16 protein-coding genes are annotated in these 15,044 nt (G+C 63.0%); 12 read left to right on the top strand and 4 right to left on the bottom strand.

Going from position 1 to position 15,044, the window contains the following annotated elements:
- Positions 1-97: 97 nt before the first annotated feature.
- A complete protein-coding gene (locus ABD687_RS18255; RefSeq protein WP_302262818.1) occupies positions 98-622 on the bottom strand; it encodes a hypothetical protein in 525 nt (174 codons plus the stop codon).
- 157 nt (positions 623-779) lie between these two features.
- On the opposite strand from ABD687_RS18255, the gene ABD687_RS18250 reads away from it, so the two are divergent.
- Positions 780-1,247, top strand: coding sequence for a hypothetical protein (locus ABD687_RS18250; protein ID WP_310289157.1), 468 nt, complete (start codon positions 780-782; stop codon positions 1,245-1,247).
- Here ABD687_RS18250 and ABD687_RS18245 read toward each other — a convergent pair.
- Complete coding sequence (locus tag ABD687_RS18245) at positions 1,237-1,593, bottom strand: VOC family protein (RefSeq protein WP_310289160.1); 357 nt, start codon at positions 1,591-1,593, stop codon at positions 1,237-1,239. The two genes, ABD687_RS18250 and ABD687_RS18245, sit on opposite strands and share 11 nt — an antisense overlap.
- A 1,019-nt stretch (positions 1,594-2,612) precedes the next feature.
- On the opposite strand from ABD687_RS18245, the gene ABD687_RS18240 reads away from it, so the two are divergent.
- From ABD687_RS18240 to ABD687_RS18205, 8 genes are all read left to right on the top strand, one after another.
- The gene (locus tag ABD687_RS18240; protein ID WP_310289163.1) at positions 2,613-2,819 is read left to right on the top strand and encodes a Flp family type IVb pilin; all 207 of its coding nucleotides are present in this window, start codon (positions 2,613-2,615) and stop codon (positions 2,817-2,819) included.
- A 184-nt stretch (positions 2,820-3,003) separates the two neighbouring features.
- A complete protein-coding gene (locus ABD687_RS18235) occupies positions 3,004-3,396 on the top strand; it encodes a TadE/TadG family type IV pilus assembly protein (RefSeq protein WP_310289166.1) in 393 nt (130 codons plus the stop codon).
- Positions 3,397-3,419: 23 nt separating this feature from the next.
- Entirely contained in the window at positions 3,420-4,433 is a 1,014-nt protein-coding gene (locus ABD687_RS18230; RefSeq protein ID WP_310289169.1) for a TadE/TadG family type IV pilus assembly protein, read from the top strand.
- A gap of 67 nt (positions 4,434-4,500) precedes the next feature.
- Positions 4,501-5,244: a Flp pilus assembly protein CpaB gene (gene cpaB, locus ABD687_RS18225; protein ID WP_310289172.1), complete on the top strand. Its 744-nt coding sequence runs from the start codon at positions 4,501-4,503 to the stop codon at positions 5,242-5,244.
- On the top strand, positions 5,241-6,437 hold the full coding sequence (locus ABD687_RS18220) for a CpaE/TadZ family protein (protein ID WP_310289175.1): 1,197 nt from the start codon (positions 5,241-5,243) through the stop codon (positions 6,435-6,437). The genes cpaB and ABD687_RS18220 overlap by 4 nt, the downstream gene beginning before the upstream one ends.
- Entirely contained in the window at positions 6,434-8,011 is a 1,578-nt protein-coding gene (locus ABD687_RS18215; protein WP_310289177.1) for a TadA family conjugal transfer-associated ATPase, read from the top strand. Before ABD687_RS18220 ends, ABD687_RS18215 begins: the two co-directional genes overlap by 4 nt.
- 2 nt (positions 8,012-8,013) lie before the next feature.
- On the top strand, positions 8,014-8,961 hold the full coding sequence (locus ABD687_RS18210) for a type II secretion system F family protein (RefSeq protein ID WP_310289181.1): 948 nt from the start codon (positions 8,014-8,016) through the stop codon (positions 8,959-8,961).
- A 10-nt stretch (positions 8,962-8,971) separates the two neighbouring features.
- A complete protein-coding gene (locus tag ABD687_RS18205; RefSeq protein ID WP_310289184.1) occupies positions 8,972-9,865 on the top strand; it encodes a type II secretion system F family protein in 894 nt (297 codons plus the stop codon).
- Positions 9,866-10,124: 259 nt separating this feature from the next.
- On the opposite strand, the gene ABD687_RS18200 is transcribed toward ABD687_RS18205, so the two are convergent.
- On the bottom strand, positions 10,125-11,000 hold the full coding sequence (locus ABD687_RS18200) for a LysR family transcriptional regulator (protein WP_302262830.1): 876 nt from the start codon (positions 10,998-11,000) through the stop codon (positions 10,125-10,127).
- A 136-nt stretch (positions 11,001-11,136) separates the two neighbouring features.
- Here ABD687_RS18200 and ABD687_RS18195 point away from each other — a divergent pair, with 136 nt between their 5' ends.
- The 3 genes from ABD687_RS18195 (at position 11,137) to ABD687_RS18185 (ending at position 14,074) form a co-directional block, all read left to right on the top strand.
- Complete coding sequence (locus tag ABD687_RS18195) at positions 11,137-12,432, top strand: cytochrome P450 (RefSeq protein ID WP_302262831.1); 1,296 nt, start codon at positions 11,137-11,139, stop codon at positions 12,430-12,432.
- Positions 12,433-12,497: 65 nt separating this feature from the next.
- Positions 12,498-12,821: a 2Fe-2S iron-sulfur cluster-binding protein gene (locus ABD687_RS18190; RefSeq protein ID WP_302262832.1), complete on the top strand. Its 324-nt coding sequence runs from the start codon at positions 12,498-12,500 to the stop codon at positions 12,819-12,821.
- 5 nt (positions 12,822-12,826) lie between these two features.
- Entirely contained in the window at positions 12,827-14,074 is a 1,248-nt protein-coding gene (locus ABD687_RS18185; RefSeq protein ID WP_310289191.1) for an NAD(P)/FAD-dependent oxidoreductase, read from the top strand.
- 11 nt (positions 14,075-14,085) lie between these two features.
- Here ABD687_RS18185 and ABD687_RS18180 read toward each other — a convergent pair whose 3' ends face one another.
- A complete protein-coding gene (locus tag ABD687_RS18180) occupies positions 14,086-15,003 on the bottom strand; it encodes a LysR family transcriptional regulator (RefSeq protein ID WP_302262834.1) in 918 nt (305 codons plus the stop codon).
- Positions 15,004-15,044: the final 41 nt, after the last annotated feature.

Genomic DNA, 15,044 nt, shown 5'->3' with positions numbered 1-15,044 from the left:
GAGGTAGGTATCACGCCATCCACCTTATCGATATTTGTTCGAGGGGTTGTCCCCGGCATTGCCGGGGTGTCGCCGTGCCGGCGAGGGCTCCGAATATTTAGTCGATGACCTCGCCCGTCATGGGCTCTCCGCGGCCCGACGGCTTCATCATGTCACGGGCGTTGGAAGCGGTGATCTCAATGGTTTCCAGGGCGCGGTCAACCATGCCTTTGGCATCCTCGCCGCCCTGCGCCCGGTACTCGTTCACCACACCGACCTGCACCTGAATGATCTTGAAGGAGTGGTCAAGCTTCAGGTCGCGATTCCGCGTTGCCTCGTCCATGACCACGGGGCTGGTGCTTGGACCTCCCTGGCCGCGGGTGGCGGCTGCCGCCGTGGCGGCCTTCAGCTGGGTACTCATCTTCGCCGCACCCCGCTTGAGTCCAAGGACCAGGAACGCCGACAGCAGGAGCCAACCCAAGGAAATCACCACAACGAGCCAGCCGATGACATCGTTCTGGTTCGCTGCGAAGACGACTGCCACCAAGAAGATGGTGACCATGACGGCGAAGGAGAGGGTCGAGGCGTTGATGGTGATTTTTTTGCCCTGCGCGCGGGCCGAGCTACTACCGAGGGGTTCCATGGTTATATTCTCTCAAACACGCAGCGGCAGGACCGAATCCGGGCACGAATTACGCTTGTCAGCTTAATTGACCAATACCTGGGCCGCACGTGCAGGATCGAGGGGACGACCCGGGCCTTGCCGATCGCGTGTTTGGCGCCCCGTTTGGAGCAAGGACGTGCCGGGCACTGCGTCCTGGGCGTTCCCCACCCCCGGTACCGTGAATCCCAACGATTTTCCGCACCGGTCCGTACAACGACCGCACGCATCAGCAAGGCACGAGGGCGCAACGGGACGGGCGGACCAGGAAGGTTCACAAGTTGACGAGAGCGAGCAGGGCATTCGCAGCCGTAGCGGCCAGCACGTTCCGTGGCGCTACCTCCTTGGATCGCGAAGAACGAGCAGCCCAAATGCAACCATTCGCCTTGTGCCGGGAGAAAATCTCGAGGTCATCGAGTCGATCCTGGATGACATCCGCGCCGACTTGGACCTGCGTTTGACAGGGCATTCCCGCGTGAAGCTACTGAAAAATTTGGGCGTAGCCTCATCCAGTGAAACACCTCTCAACTTTTTTACCCGAACACCGGTGAAGGGCTACCCCGATACCGGGCAAAGCCTGTCCAAAACGCTGGCAGTCACCAGCTGACCAAGCAAAACGGATGCTTCTGCGGATCAAGGTAGACACGGTAAGTCTTCGAGCCATATCCCATGGACGTTGCACCCATGGACAGAACTTCGGTTTCGGCCAGGTCAAGGTCCTTGACCCTGACGTCAATGTGGGCCTGCTGCGGATGAAGATGCCCAGGCCACTCCGGTGCGACGTATGGATCCACACGCTGGAAGGCTATGGCCGGGCGATCCGGCGCATCGCCGATGCCCACCCAATCGTCGTCGTTTTCAACTCGAACCATCCCCAGCAGTGCCTCATAGAAACTGGCCAAGGTGTCGGGGTTTTCGCAGTCAATTACCAATGCTTGCCATGAGCCAACCATGTCCGCACGCCTTCCAATGTCCGGTGTGTGTGTGTGTGGGTTTTCCTGCCCCTCAAGTATGCTCCACGGGTTCATTTCCGACCAGAGTCAGGTCTGTCGGAATTAAGCGATCACGGACGCCTGGCAATCCTCGTGACCTCGCGTCGTGCGCCTATCACACCCGCGGGAGGTGTTCCATGCCGAAAAGACCTCTCGCGTTTGGTTTGCGGTTGCACCGGGTGGTGAAAGCGACGAAAATCCTTGGAGTTTATTTGCCGCGCCTAAACCACTGAGGGCAGTAGTTGGTTGATTCAAGCCGCCCCGCCGCCCCACCTGCACGAACGGTGGGCAAGGGGTATTCCCAGCCCTTGAACAATTCGAATCAAGATTCGCTTGTTCAAACACTGTTGCCGGATATTCAAGCGCACTATGTCATCCTGCCGGAACGAGCCATTCCCAGCGCAGAAGTTTAGTGACGGTGTCATGGCCGTAGGTGCGTGCCCGTGACTCGCGAGGTGCCGGGGCGGCCCGCCCCTTGCGTTTGAGGGGGTGGCCCAGCTGCCGGCGGGGTTGGCCGGTGGCCACCCGATCTCAGTCACGAGGCGGTCAAAAAAATAACTTCTCGTTCCTTTTCGAGGCATTGGAATACGCCAGGGCTTTCGTCATTCTAATCTCGTTGCGCGCGCCCATCGTCCCCCCGTATACCATCGTCCAAGCACACCAAAGCGCCCTGCAGCCGGGTAGGGCTTTGCGAGCATTTCCTAAATGAGGCAATGACCTATTTCGCGAGCACTTTTGAAGAGTCTCGCCGAACTCTCTACTCGCGAGCTCTTTACAAGTTCAAAAAACTCTCCTAAGCTCCAAATCAGATGCCAGTGGTTGGGGAACCGCCTGGGGGGATTACAAATGTAATTGGCATCTAATGGGGTCTAGTTTCTCTTGGGGACCACTTCATTCCTCCAATAATTTCTCATCAAGAATGATTCGCTGGGGGGCGAAAGAATTTCGCACCTTCTTGACGCAGAAAATGGAGTTTCATCATGAACACCTTGTTCGCAAACATCTACATTGGCCTGTCCACCGTCGCGGGTAAGCTACGCCGCGAGGAGAAGGGCGCCACAGCCGTCGAGTACGGCATCATGGTCGCGCTGATCGCTGTCGCCATCATCGGCATGGTCACGCTTCTCGGCACTGGACTGAGCGGCCTCTTCGAGGATGTCAAGGATAAAATCCCCACCATTCCGTAAGCCGTGCTGCGACGTGGGGGCGAGTGCATCTAGCGCTCGCCCTCCACGCACAGTAACGGCGGTACAGCCGTCGTCAGCGCTGCCTCCGTCAAGCAACAACTGTCGAAATGCCGCCAGCGGCCAATTGACGACGGAAAGCACACCGAGTGATCACAGCCAGTAATTTCTACTCAAGGATCGCAAGATGCGACATCGACTCATGGATTCCAAAGGTGCTTCCGCCGTGGAGTTCGCTCTCGTACTTCCCGTTCTGATAGCTATCCTCCTGGGCATCGCGGAGTTGGGCTTTCTGTTTAACCAACAAATTTCACTCACTCAGGCAGCACGTGAGGGCGCGCGCGCCTACGCAATCCACCACGGCGAGGCGGGCTTCAACCTGACCGACGCAGTTCAGCTTGCAGCTCCATCCGTCGCCGGGGTGACAGCTTCGTCATCTCAGGCGACCGGCGCTTGCATTGAGGGCTCAACAGTTGTCGTCGTTGTTTCGGTCCCATACGAATCCCTGAGCGGTTGGTTCGGCTTTCTCACAGATCGGGACACGCTCTGGGGACAAGGAGCAATGCGATGCGGAGGATGACGGAGTCCAACGAAGGCGGTGCCGTGTCCGTCGTTGTTGCCTTCATGATGATTGCGCTTCTCGGATTCGCAGCGATCTCAATCGACGTCGGGCGGCTCTATTGGGAAAAGGCCCAACTCCAGACTGGAGCCGACAACGCAGCGTTAAGCATTGCGAATGCGTGCGCTACCGATATGAGGTCGGCCGATTGCGAGGATCCAGTCGGCACGGCCGAAGAAATCGCGGGCTTGAGCGCCAATGAGGGAAGCAGCGGCGTTGAGTACGCAAACGTGATACCGGGACAGGTATCCGTCATGACTACTGCCGACGAGATCCCCGAGAATGACTCTGTCGGCCTCTGGTTTGCCAATATATGGGGCTTCGACGAGACACTCGTGAACGCTACTTCGATCGCGACTTGGGGAGGGCCCATGGGAGGCACGTTTGCATTTCCGTTGGCGTTCTCGGAATGCGCTCTGCACGAATTCATCGCAACAAATGCTGCCTCGTCCGGGAAGTCGTGGCTCAAATACAAGGACCAAGCTGATCAGCTCCCCTGCAGTTCAAACTATCACGCAGCAAACCCCGTTCCAGGCGGTTGGGGATACCTGGATCCTACGACGGACGTCTCAGGTACATTAGACGGAGCGTGCGTGCTGACGCTAGACCTGACAGTCAAAACTATTTATGACGGCTCGGAAGGCAGCTCCATTCCGGGCACTCCGAGCACCGAGTGCAAAACGAAACTGGATGACTGGGTCATTGAAGCAAAGGCCAATGGCTACGCAGAGGTCTACTTTCCCATTTTTTCTAAAGTCACAGGTACTGGCGGTGGCAAGTTCACGATCCAGGGGATCGCCGCATTTCGTATCTACGCTTGGAAGTTCTCCGGTGGCAGCAAGGAATCTGAAAATTTCGAACTAAGTTCGTACCCGGGTTGCTCAGACCCGTGCCGGGGTATATACGGGGAATTCGTTCGCTTATTGGATGAGGACGAGCTAACGGGCGGGGGCGGAACGGATCTCGGCGTCACACGGCCGCCATCGCTCAGCGAGTAGCTACTCGTCACCGACAGTTAGCTAAACCGAACTACGCAATAGCCATTTCAAGCCTTGGGGGCACACAATGAAGACACGGCTGCTTGGGGGCATAGCAGCACTGATACTGGCAATCGTCGGTACGGTTCTACTCCTCACCTATGTGCAAGGCGCGGACGCCCGCGCACAATCGTCGCTCGATCCCGTGAAGGTGCTGGTCGCCACGCGCGACGTGCCGGCCGGCACCCCGGTCGCAGAATTGACCACGGCATTCAAGGAGCAGAGCCTGCCGGCAGTCGCCGTGCCGAACGATGCGCTGGACACGCTCGCGGACCAGGACGGCAAGATTTTGGCGCAAGCGGTCACCGCTGGCGAGCAACTCCTGGCGGCCAAACTCATCGCAGAGGATTCGCTCCTCACCCCCGGGACCGTCGAGGTCCCCAAAGGAAAACAGGAGATCACCGTCCTTCTGGAGCCCGAGCGCGTGGCCGGCGGCAACCTCCGCGCCGGGGACACCGTGGGCGTCTTTGGCAGCTTCACGGTCAAGGAAAAGAACGACAAGGACGCCGACGAAGTCGAGATCACCAAGCTCCTCGACGAGCAGGTCTTGGTCACCGCCATCCAGATCGCGGCAGGCGAGGCGGAAAGCACCGCCGAGGGAGCTGCGGCGCTGCCGGTCGGTTCGGCCTATGTCACCTTCGGCGTCGACTCCGCCCAGGCGGCCAAGATCATCCACACCCGCGAGTTCGGCCTGGTCTGGCTGACCAAGCAGAACGAGGACACCGACAAGGGCGACACCCGCGTCTGGGAAATCAACCAGGTGCTGAAATGAGCCGCTTCCTGCTCCTGACAGACTCCGTCGAGTTCGAACGCCGCGTCCTGGCCGCCGTCAAGGGTGCCATGCCCGGCGCCGTCCAGCGCATCCCAGCCGGGGCCGCCAACCTCTCGCCGCACGATCTGCTCGCTCGCAGCATCGGCGAGACGACCGACGTCGTCCTCCTGGGCCCGGACACTGACCGTGAGGCCGCCCTCCGACTGGCCACCGCGTTGGACCTGCTGAACCCCGATATCTCCGTGGTGCTCACCGCCGGCGCGGATCCGCAGCTGGTCATGCTTGCCATGCGTGCCGGTGTCCGGGACATCACGGAACCCGATGCCGACCCCGCCACCCTGCGCGTGCTCCTGGAGCGCGCCTGCCTGTCCACTGACGGGCGGCGGCGCCAGTCCGGCGACGGCGGTTCCAATGAACGGCGCCGGGGTCGCGTAGTCGCGGTCATGTCGCCCAAGGGCGGCGTGGGCAAGACCACGGTGGCGACCAACCTTGCCGTCGGGCTGGCGAAGACCGCCCCGATGGGGGTGGTGATCGTGGACCTGGACCTGCAGTTCGGCGACGTCGCCGGCGCCCTTAACGTGGATCCCGAGCACACCATCACCGACGCCGTCTTCGGCTCAGCCGTCCAGGACTCAATGGTCCTCAAGGCCTTCCTGACGGTCGACGACACAGGTGTCTACGCGCTATGCGGGCCCAAGAGCCCGGCCGACGCGGACCTCATCACCCCGGAACAGGTCGCCGTGCTGATCAACCAGCTCGCGGCCGAGTTTCGGTACGTGGTCCTGGACACGGCACCCGGCCTCGGCGAACACCTGCTAGCGGCGCTCGAACAGGCCACCGACGCCGTGTGGGTGTGCGGCATGGACGTGCCCAGCATCCGCGGGCTGAACACGGGGTTCGGCGTCCTGCGCGAGCTCCAGCTCATCCCACAGGGGCGCCACGTGGTGCTGAACTTCGCGGACCGTCGCAGCGGCCTCACGATCCAGGACGTCGAGGCCTCCATCGGGGTCCCGGTCGACGCCGTGGTCCCCCGGTCCCGCGCCGTCCCGCTCAGCACCAACAAGGGGACGCCGTTGCTGACCGACCACTCTCACGATGCCGCGGCACGCGGACTTATGAAGCTTGCGCGCCGCTTCGACGCCGACCAATCGGCCAGCAACCGCAAGATCCACCGCAGGGAAGTGGTCCGATGAACCTCGCCAGCCGCCTCACAGCAGCCCGCCGCGGCGCGCCGGAGCCCGCCACGAAGCCTGACGGCCGAATCCCTGTCGACGCCGTGGCGCTGCCGCCGATCCCGGCTTCCGTCCCCGCGGAGCCGGGTCCAGTCGATGCCGACCCGGGGACCCCGCCGCTGAGTGGCGAAGAACCCGGCGTCGTGCCGTTGCCCGAATCCGACCTCGCTGCGTTTGCCGAAGCGCCTGCCGCTCCGGCGCGACGAGGGACCGTGGACGCCCTGTTCGGCCTCAAGGCACGTGCCGCCGAGGCCCTGTTCGAGCGCCTCGGCTCTCGCATCACCGACCCGTCGCTCACCGAAGAACAGCTGCGCAAGCTGGCCCGCGACGAACTCAGCCAGGTGATCGACGCCGAGCAAGTGCCGCTCTCCCCCGAGGAACGACGGCGGCTGATCCGGGACATCGGCGACGAGGTCCTCGGGTTGGGTCCACTGCAGCGCATGCTGGAGGACCCCGAGGTCAGTGAAATCATGGTGAACCGCCGCGATCAGATCTACGTGGAACGCAACGGCAAGCTCGAGGCGACCGACGCCACGTTCAGTTCCGAGGACCAGTTGCGCCGCGTCATCGAGCGTATTGTGTCCAAGGTTGGACGGCGCATCGACGAGTCCTCGCCGTTGGTGGACGCCCGGCTCGAGGACGGAAGCCGAGTCAACGCGATCATCCCGCCGCTGGCTGTCAACGGACCGTCGATCACGATCCGCAAGTTCTCCAAGGATCCGCTGACAGTACGGAACTTGATCGAGTTCGGTACCTTGACCCCGGACATGGCCCACCTGCTGGAGGCCTGCGTCAAGGCACGGCTGAACATCATCGTCTCCGGCGGCACCGGTACCGGCAAGACCACGCTGCTCAACGTCCTGTCCGGCTTCATTCCATTGGACGAGCGCATCGTCACCATCGAGGACGCCGTGGAATTGCAACTCCAGCAGGACCACGTCGTCCGGCTGGAGAGTCGTCCGGCGAACATCGAGGGCAAGGGCGCCGTCACCATCCGCGACCTGGTCAAGAACTCCCTCCGCATGCGGCCGGACCGCATCGTGGTGGGCGAGGTCCGCGGCGGCGAAGCGCTGGACATGCTGCAGGCCATGAACACCGGCCACGACGGCTCCATCTCCACCGTCCACGCCAACACCCCGCGCGACGCCGTCGCCCGCCTCGAGACGCTGGTCCTGATGGCCGGCATGGATCTGCCGCTACGCGCCATCCGCGAGCAGGTGGCCTCCGCCGTGCACCTGATCGTGCACCTCACAAGGCTCCGCGACGGCACTCGCCGCGTGACGCACCTGACCGAGGTTCAGGGCATGGAGGGTGAGGTTGTCACGCTCCAGGATGCGTTCCTCTTCGACTATTCGGCCGGCATGGACGCCCAAGGACGCTTCCTCGGCAAACCGGTTCCGACCGGCGTGCGGCCCCGCTTCCTAGACCACTTCCACGAGGTCGGCGTCAAACTTCCGCCGGGGATCTTCGGCGCGTCGGGCGGCGCCGGAGCGGGAACCGGTGCCCAAGCGGGCGCCAGCAAGGGCCGGTGGTGACCATGGAGGGGATCCTGCTCGCAGCCGGTCTACTCGCTGGGCTCACCGCCATGTTGTTGCTGTTGTTGGTGGTGCTGAGGCCCGTCAGCGCCGAGGTGCCCATCGAACGACGCCGGATGGGCGAGGCGGCCCTTCAGTCGCCGTCCCTGCTCAGCCGCTTCAGCGGTGCCACGGTCAGGGCCGTGGAGCGCAACGCGACCACAAGCGCGGGCGGGCCCTTTGGACGGGGCGCGCTGCAGGCCGCGGGCGTCAAACAGGATCCGGCGGAATTCCTGGTCCTCGTAGGGTCCGCGGCCCTGGCCGCCGGCGTGCTCGGCCTGCTCCTGGGCGGAGCCGGTCTCGCCGTGCTCCTTGCAGTACTTATCCCGGCCGGCGCCTGGGCTTTCCTGCAAATACGCGCAGAACGACGTAGGACCAAATTCGAAGACCAACTGCCGGACATGATCATGACCATCTCCGGCAGCCTGCGTGCGGGACACTCGGTGTTGCGCGCCCTCGACGGCGCAGCACAGGAGTTCGATTCGCCGATGGCCGAGGAATTGGGCCGAATCGTCAATGAGTCACGGGTGGGGCGCGACGCCGAACAGACGATGTTGGAGACCGCGGTGCGCATGAGGTCTGAGGACTTCTCCTGGGTGGCCGGGGCGATCCAGATCAACCGCGAGGTCGGCGGAGACCTGGCCGTGGTGTTGGACCAGGTCGGCGAGACGATCCGCGAGCGTTCCCAAATCAAGGGACAGGTGAGGGCCCTGTCCGCTGAGGGCAAGTTCTCGGCGTACATCCTGGTGGGACTGCCGTTCGGGATCAGCGGCCTGTTGTTCCTTATGAATCCGGGCTACATCGGGACACTATTCAGCCATCCACTGGGCATCGGCATGCTCGTGGTGGGTGGCATCATGATGGCGATCGGCTCCTTCTGGATGAGCCGCATGGTCAAGATCAAGTTCTAGGGGGAAGACCATGGGAATAACAGCCATCGGATGGATATCCATAGCGCTGGTGGTGCTGCCGCTCTCGTTCATCGTGTGGGGATTCGTCTCGGTGGACCGCAACCAACTGGTGCTGGTGCGGCAAAACCTTTCGAGGTCCGCAGTGGCAACCGGCGAAGAAATCAAAAGCAGCGGCGACAACGAATTCGCGGCACTGGCCCGGCGTCTGACACCCGGCAGCTACGCGGCGAAACTGGACCGCATGCTGGCCATGGCCGGCCGGACGGCATCGTGGCCGTTGGATCGCGTGTTGATGATGAAGCCGTTGTTGGCGCTGGGCGGTGCCCTGATGGGTGTCCTCCTGTTTTCGTCCAACCCGGGAACGGGCATATTCGTTCTCGGCGTGGCCCTGACGGCATTCGGTTATTTCCTGCCGGACCTTCTGGTCTACAACAACGGCATCAAGCGCCAGCAGGCGATCCAGTTGGAGCTGCCCAACACGCTGGACCAACTGCTGATCTCTGTTGAGGCGGGGCTGGGTCTGGAATCCGCCATGGCACGTGTGGCCGCGGGAGGACAGGGTCCTCTGGCGGAGGAAATGGGACGCACACTCCAGGAGATGCAGGTGGGTCGTTCGCGCAGGGAAGCCTACGCCGCGATGGCCGACCGCTCCTCCGTTGCGGACCTCAAGTCCTTCGTCCGGGCGGTAGCCCAGGCAGACAAGTACGGGATTGGCATCGCAAGGGTGTTGCGGACGCAGGCGGGCCAAATGCGCATCAAGCGCCGGCAGCGGGCCGAGGAAACGGCGATGAAGTTGCCGGTCAAGATCCTGTTTCCGCTTTTGGTTTTCATTTTCCCGACGCTGTTCATCGTGATCCTGGGGCCGGCGGCCATCAACATCATGAAGAGCGGGATCTTTGGCTGATCCAGGCCACCCCGTTTTTTGGTAAATCCTCCACCGGAATCCAGGAGGAGGGATTGGGTCTCGACCTTGACGGACCAATGCACACAATGGCGGCGGAAGGGCGCGCACCAACGGCTGGCCTCGGAGTTCAAACCCAGGCAATCATGGATCGTTTCCCCGTTCACTCTTGCTGCTGTATCGGTTCCAGGTCCTCCCCGGCAATCGGTTTTCCTCACTCTGGTGCGTTGTGGGCGCGTTTGGCGAGGTTCTCTGTTCGCAGCTACCGTCGGTGCAACTCGAGTGAAAGTTCGAGCATCGCCTCGGCGCTCCTGGACAGCCGAACCCCTTCGCTCCAAACCATGGATATCGGTACGTGGCGCACGGCCGGATGGATCTGGCGAACCACCAACGGTCGCCCCTCGTAGGAAACGTCTACGGCCGGACGCTGGACCAGGATCGCATACCCCATGCCACGGGCGACCATCGAACGGGTCACCTCGAAGTCGGTGGTGCGGAAGCGGATCCAAGGTGTCAGCTCAGCCGCGGAAAACATCATCTCGGTGTTCTCGCGACTCGGGTTCACGTCAAGCAAGATCATGGGCTCGTCGACAAGTTCGGCGAGCGCTACCGTATCCAGTGCCGCGAGCGGGTGGTCCGCCGGCAGCACGACAACGGGCACGGCTTCTCGTAACCGTTTGCGGGTCAGCCCCGGGGGAACAGTGAGATCGTAGGCAATGGCCAGGTCCAGTTCGCCTGAAAGCAGTTTCTCGTGGATTTCCTGCTGGGTTCCCGCGAAAAAATCCAGCTCCACGTCCGGGTGTCGGTTTCCATACTCCGCCATGAGCTCGGTCAACAGCGTGGGAGCCAAAGACGAATAGCATCCGATGACAACCTTGCCCCGCAAGGTTTTGCCAGCGTCGGCTGCCATGACCTGCAGGTCCGTGGCGGCATGCAGCAGCCCCCGGGCCTGGGACAGAACGTACTGGCCCGACGGGGTCAGGCTGACGCCGTGGGCTTTCCGCCTGATCGTCAACTGCGCATTGAATGCGCGTTCCAGCTCGTTCAGTGCTCCGGTGATCGCCGACGGTGAGAGCATCAATGCCGCCGCGGCCCCGGCAATGGACCCCTGCTCCCCCACGGCGACAAAGCATTCCAACTGCCTCAATGTGTACCGGGCCACAATACCTCGCTAAAAACGTGGATATACCGTTAGAACTCGTACTTTACCCGATGTTATGCAGTGGCTCACACTGGAGGAAACCAGCCGACCTTTCATACAGGAGTCCACCGCCATGAGTGCATCGAACACCCCGACCGCCACTTGCCCCTTCAGTGGCGCAACCAGTGCCTCATCGGCCGTCGAGGAATCTGCAGGGGGAACCGCGGCGGGCGCATCGCCTGCAGCAGCCATGACCGGAGTTGAAGCACCCGTGGCGGATTGGGTGACCATCCCGGATCTGCACGCCGACCCGTTTCCGATCTACCAGCGCATGCGCTCGGAGTCACCCGTCCACTGGGTCCCCGCGGTCAACCGCTACATGGTGACGTCCTACGCCGCGTGCCATGAAATCGAACAGGACGAGGAACGCTTCTCCGCCGATGAAAACAACTCGCTGATGAAGCGCGCCATGGGCCATTCCATGCTGCGCAAGGACAACCCGAAGCACCAGGTGGACCGGGACTCCTACGGCTCCACGCTGCGTCCCGGCACCATCAAGAAGCACTGGAACGAGATCTTTGCTGTCAACCACGAGAAGTACCTGAGCGAGCTGGTCGCAAAGGGTCCGGGCGCGGACTTCGTCTGGGACTACGCGGCTCCCTACACCGCGGAGAACCTGCGGTTGATCTGCGGATTCCACAACGCATCGCAACAAGACATGCAGCGCTGGAGCCAGACCATGATCGACGGAACCGGAAACTACGCCGATGACCCGGAGATCTGGGACAAAAGCGCCGCATCCTCCGCAGAGGTCGATGCCGCCATTGACGAGATGCTCCCCTACCTGGCCAAGAATCCCGACCACTCGCTGCTCTCCGGGCTGGCGTCCATGCCCATCCCGCTCGAGGCCATCCGCGCCAACCTGAAAATGACCATCGGCGGAGGACTGAACGAACCACGCGACGTCCTGGCCACCACCATCTGGGCCCTGCTGAACCACCCCGAGCAACTGGAAGCCGTGAAGAACGACGCCAAGCTGCATGCGGTGGCCTTCGAGGAATCCGTGCGCTGGGTCGCCCCGATTGGCATGTACCCCCGCGAAACCACCCAGGACGTCGTGCTCGAAGGCGTGCATCTGCCCAAGGGTTCCCGGCTCGGCGTGGTTCTTGGAGCCGCCAACCGCGATCCGGAGGTCTTCGAGGATCCCGAGTCCTTCAACATCTTCCGCCCCAAGAAGCCGCACCTTGGTTTTGGCGGAGGCGTGCACTTCTGTGCCGGGACCTGGATCGCCCGTGCCCAGGTCGCCCAGATCGCCATGCCTGCACTGCTGGAGCGCATCCCCGACCTGCGTCTGGACCCCACCGCTCCCAGCATCGACGCCGGTTGGGTCTTCCGCGGCATGACCAAGATGCCGGTCACCTGGGGTTAGGCCCGTCGGCCTGCCCACACTCCACCGACCCCACATTTCTCGACCACCCAAAGGAACCATCCCCCATGCCCACGATCACCTTCGCCCAGGCAACCGGCGAGTCCACCGAAGTCACCGTCGAGGAAGGCACCTCGCTCATGCGCGCCGCCGTCACCAACGGCATCGAAGGCATCGTCGGGGAATGCGGCGGCCAGGCCATGTGCGCCACCTGCCATGTCTACGTCCGCCCCGAATTCGCTTCCGAGCTGCCCTCCGTCAGCGACGACGAAGACGAAATGCTCGACTGCACCACCGCCGAGCGCACCGATGCCTCGCGCCTGGGATGCCAGGTCAAGATGTCCGGTTCACTGGCCAGCATCGTCGTCGACGTTCCCTCGGACCAGGTGTAAGCGCCATGGAAGACAACAACACCGAACACACCGTCGTCATCGGCGCCGGGCAGGCAGGCATCCAGGTCGCCGATTCCCTGCGCGCCGAGGGCTTCGACGGGGCAATCACCATCCTCAACGACGAGGTGGCATTTCCCTACCAACGCCCGCCGCTGTCCAAGGACTATCTGGGTGTCGATTCGCCCGCCGCTCCCCTGCCGTTGCGCGGGCCGGACTTCTTCACCGCCAAGGAGATCACGCTGCACGCCTCCGCCGCCACAGCGGTGGACACCGAGGCGCGGAACATTTCCTTGGCTGACGGCACCACACTTCGCTATACGCATGTGGTCTTTGCCACCGGCGCCGCCAACCGGCCCTTGCCCTGCCCGGGCGCAACCCTCCCGGGTGTCCATGCCCTGCGAACTCTCGACGACGCGCAAGACCTGCAGCGTGCACTGTCCGACGCGCGCAGGGTGGTGGTGATTGGGGCCGGCTTCATCGGTCTGGAATTCGCGGCGGCTGCACGGGCCCGCGGGCTTGAAGTCACGGTGCTCGAATTCGCGCCGCGCCCCATGGGACGAGCGCTCTCGGCGACCGCCTCGGAGTGGTTTGCCGCCCGGCACAGGGCCGACGGCATCGAGCTGCGACTGAACGAGGGAGTGTCCTCCATCCACCGGGACGGAAACGGATTGATCGTCGAATCCACTGGCGGCGGACGCTACCCGGCGGACCTGGTGCTCTACGGGGTGGGCGTGCTACCGCGCACCGAACTTGCCGAGACGGCCGGGCTGGCCACCGACAACGGGATCCTGGTGGACTCTGCGCTGCGCACCAACGCGGATGGCGTGTTGGCCGTCGGCGACTGCGCTTCCTTCCCCAACGCCCACACCGGTTCCCGCACCCGACTCGAATCGGTCCAAAACGCCACCGACCACGGTCGCCATGCCGCCCGCAGCATTATGGGGCACCACACCCACTACGCCGAGACGCCGTGGTTCTGGAGCACCCAGGGCAGCATCCGCCTGCAGATCGCCGGCATCTCGGATCCCGGAGACGAGCCGGTGGTACTTGGGGACCCGTCCGGTGGCAAGTTTTCCATTGCGCTGCTGCGCGATGGTGTGCTGGCGGCAGTGGAATCGGTCAACAGCCCTGCCGACCACATTGCCGCTCGCAGGCTCGTGGGCCGGGGCATCACGCTGGACGCCGAGACCCTTGCCGATCCGGGATTCAGCCTCAAGGCCCTGGCCAAGACATGCATCCCGATACCGGCATGAGCCGCCATGCCTCAGACCCGGCCCCAGGCCCCGTCCATCGCGGCAATGCAATGTTCCAGCAGGGCCTCGGCCCGGGGTCCGGGCGTGGAGTTGCGTGGCCAGATGGCCACGACCGCACTCGGGCTATTCGGCGGCTCGAGGTCCCTGATGGCCACCGGCAAACCGTCCAGCGTGTGCGGCGGATTATTGGGCCGTGCATACAGCAGCCCGTAGCCCAGGCCGCGTCCCACCATGGCATTGACCAGCACCACCTGCGGCAGTGAATAGGCGACGTTGGGATGGAGCCCAGCCTCGGCAAAGAGCCTGCGGGTGTTTTCGGTGCTTGGACTGGATTCGTAGTTGATCAGCGGTTCGTCCTCCAGCTCCGTCAGCGTGATCGAGTCCTTGGCGGCCAGCGGGTGCTCCGGGTGCAACACCACTTCGAGCCGCGTCTCATAGATGACGCGCTTGGCGAATCCGGTGGGCAGCAACAGGTCATAGACCAGAGCCAGATCCAGCTCACCGTTCTCCAGGGCCGGGAGCAGGTCATCGTGGGTGCCGACGCGCACCGTCACGTCGATGCCCGGATGCAGGGTGCGAAAGCCTTCGAGCATCGAGGGCACCACGTGGCTGGCAAAGGACGCGAAGCACCCAATGGACACCGGACCGCGCAGGGCTCCATCGGAGCGGGGAAAGGATTCGGCCAGTTCCTCTGAATCTGCAACGATACGCGCAGCCTTGGCCGCAAAGTACTGGCCGGCCGGGGTCATGCGCACCCCATGGGACTTGCGCCGGACGCAGAGTTGTTCCCCGGCGATCTTCTCGACTGCGGTGATCGCCTGGGAAAGCGCCGATTCCGAGATGTTCAGTTCGGTCGCAGCCGACCCCAGGGTTGAATGCCGAGGAAGTTCGGCCAGCAGTTCAAGCTGGCGCAGGGAGAAGCGGGCCATTCTTCAGTCCAATCAATAATGTTATACAACTAATTGAAGTT

This window comes from Paeniglutamicibacter sulfureus, from assembly GCF_039535115.1.
Taxonomy (GTDB): Bacteria; Actinomycetota; Actinomycetes; order Actinomycetales; family Micrococcaceae; genus Paeniglutamicibacter; species Paeniglutamicibacter sulfureus.
The sequence above is the reverse complement of the archived record's forward strand: the minus strand, read 5'-3'. Positions and strand labels throughout refer to the sequence as shown.

Excerpts from the sequence above, each read along its gene's own strand:
- ABD687_RS18255 (WP_302262818.1), bottom strand. The coding sequence starts at position 622 with ATGGAACCCCTCGGTAGTAGCTCGGCCCGCGCGCAGGGCAAAAAAATC.
- ABD687_RS18245 (WP_310289160.1), bottom strand. The coding sequence starts at position 1,593 with ATGGTTGGCTCATGGCAAGCATTGGTAATTGACTGCGAAAACCCCGAC.
- ABD687_RS18240 (WP_310289163.1), top strand. The coding sequence starts at position 2,613 with ATGAACACCTTGTTCGCAAACATCTACATTGGCCTGTCCACCGTCGCG.
- ABD687_RS18235 (WP_310289166.1), top strand. The coding sequence starts at position 3,004 with ATGCGACATCGACTCATGGATTCCAAAGGTGCTTCCGCCGTGGAGTTC.
- cpaB (WP_310289172.1), top strand. The coding sequence starts at position 4,501 with ATGAAGACACGGCTGCTTGGGGGCATAGCAGCACTGATACTGGCAATC.
- ABD687_RS18220 (WP_310289175.1), top strand. The coding sequence starts at position 5,241 with ATGAGCCGCTTCCTGCTCCTGACAGACTCCGTCGAGTTCGAACGCCGC.
- ABD687_RS18215 (WP_310289177.1), top strand. The coding sequence starts at position 6,434 with ATGAACCTCGCCAGCCGCCTCACAGCAGCCCGCCGCGGCGCGCCGGAG.
- ABD687_RS18210 (WP_310289181.1), top strand. The coding sequence starts at position 8,014 with ATGGAGGGGATCCTGCTCGCAGCCGGTCTACTCGCTGGGCTCACCGCC.
- ABD687_RS18205 (WP_310289184.1), top strand. The coding sequence starts at position 8,972 with ATGGGAATAACAGCCATCGGATGGATATCCATAGCGCTGGTGGTGCTG.
- ABD687_RS18195 (WP_302262831.1), top strand. The coding sequence starts at position 11,137 with ATGAGTGCATCGAACACCCCGACCGCCACTTGCCCCTTCAGTGGCGCA.
- ABD687_RS18190 (WP_302262832.1), top strand. The coding sequence starts at position 12,498 with ATGCCCACGATCACCTTCGCCCAGGCAACCGGCGAGTCCACCGAAGTC.
- ABD687_RS18185 (WP_310289191.1), top strand. The coding sequence starts at position 12,827 with ATGGAAGACAACAACACCGAACACACCGTCGTCATCGGCGCCGGGCAG.
- ABD687_RS18180 (WP_302262834.1), bottom strand. The coding sequence starts at position 15,003 with ATGGCCCGCTTCTCCCTGCGCCAGCTTGAACTGCTGGCCGAACTTCCT.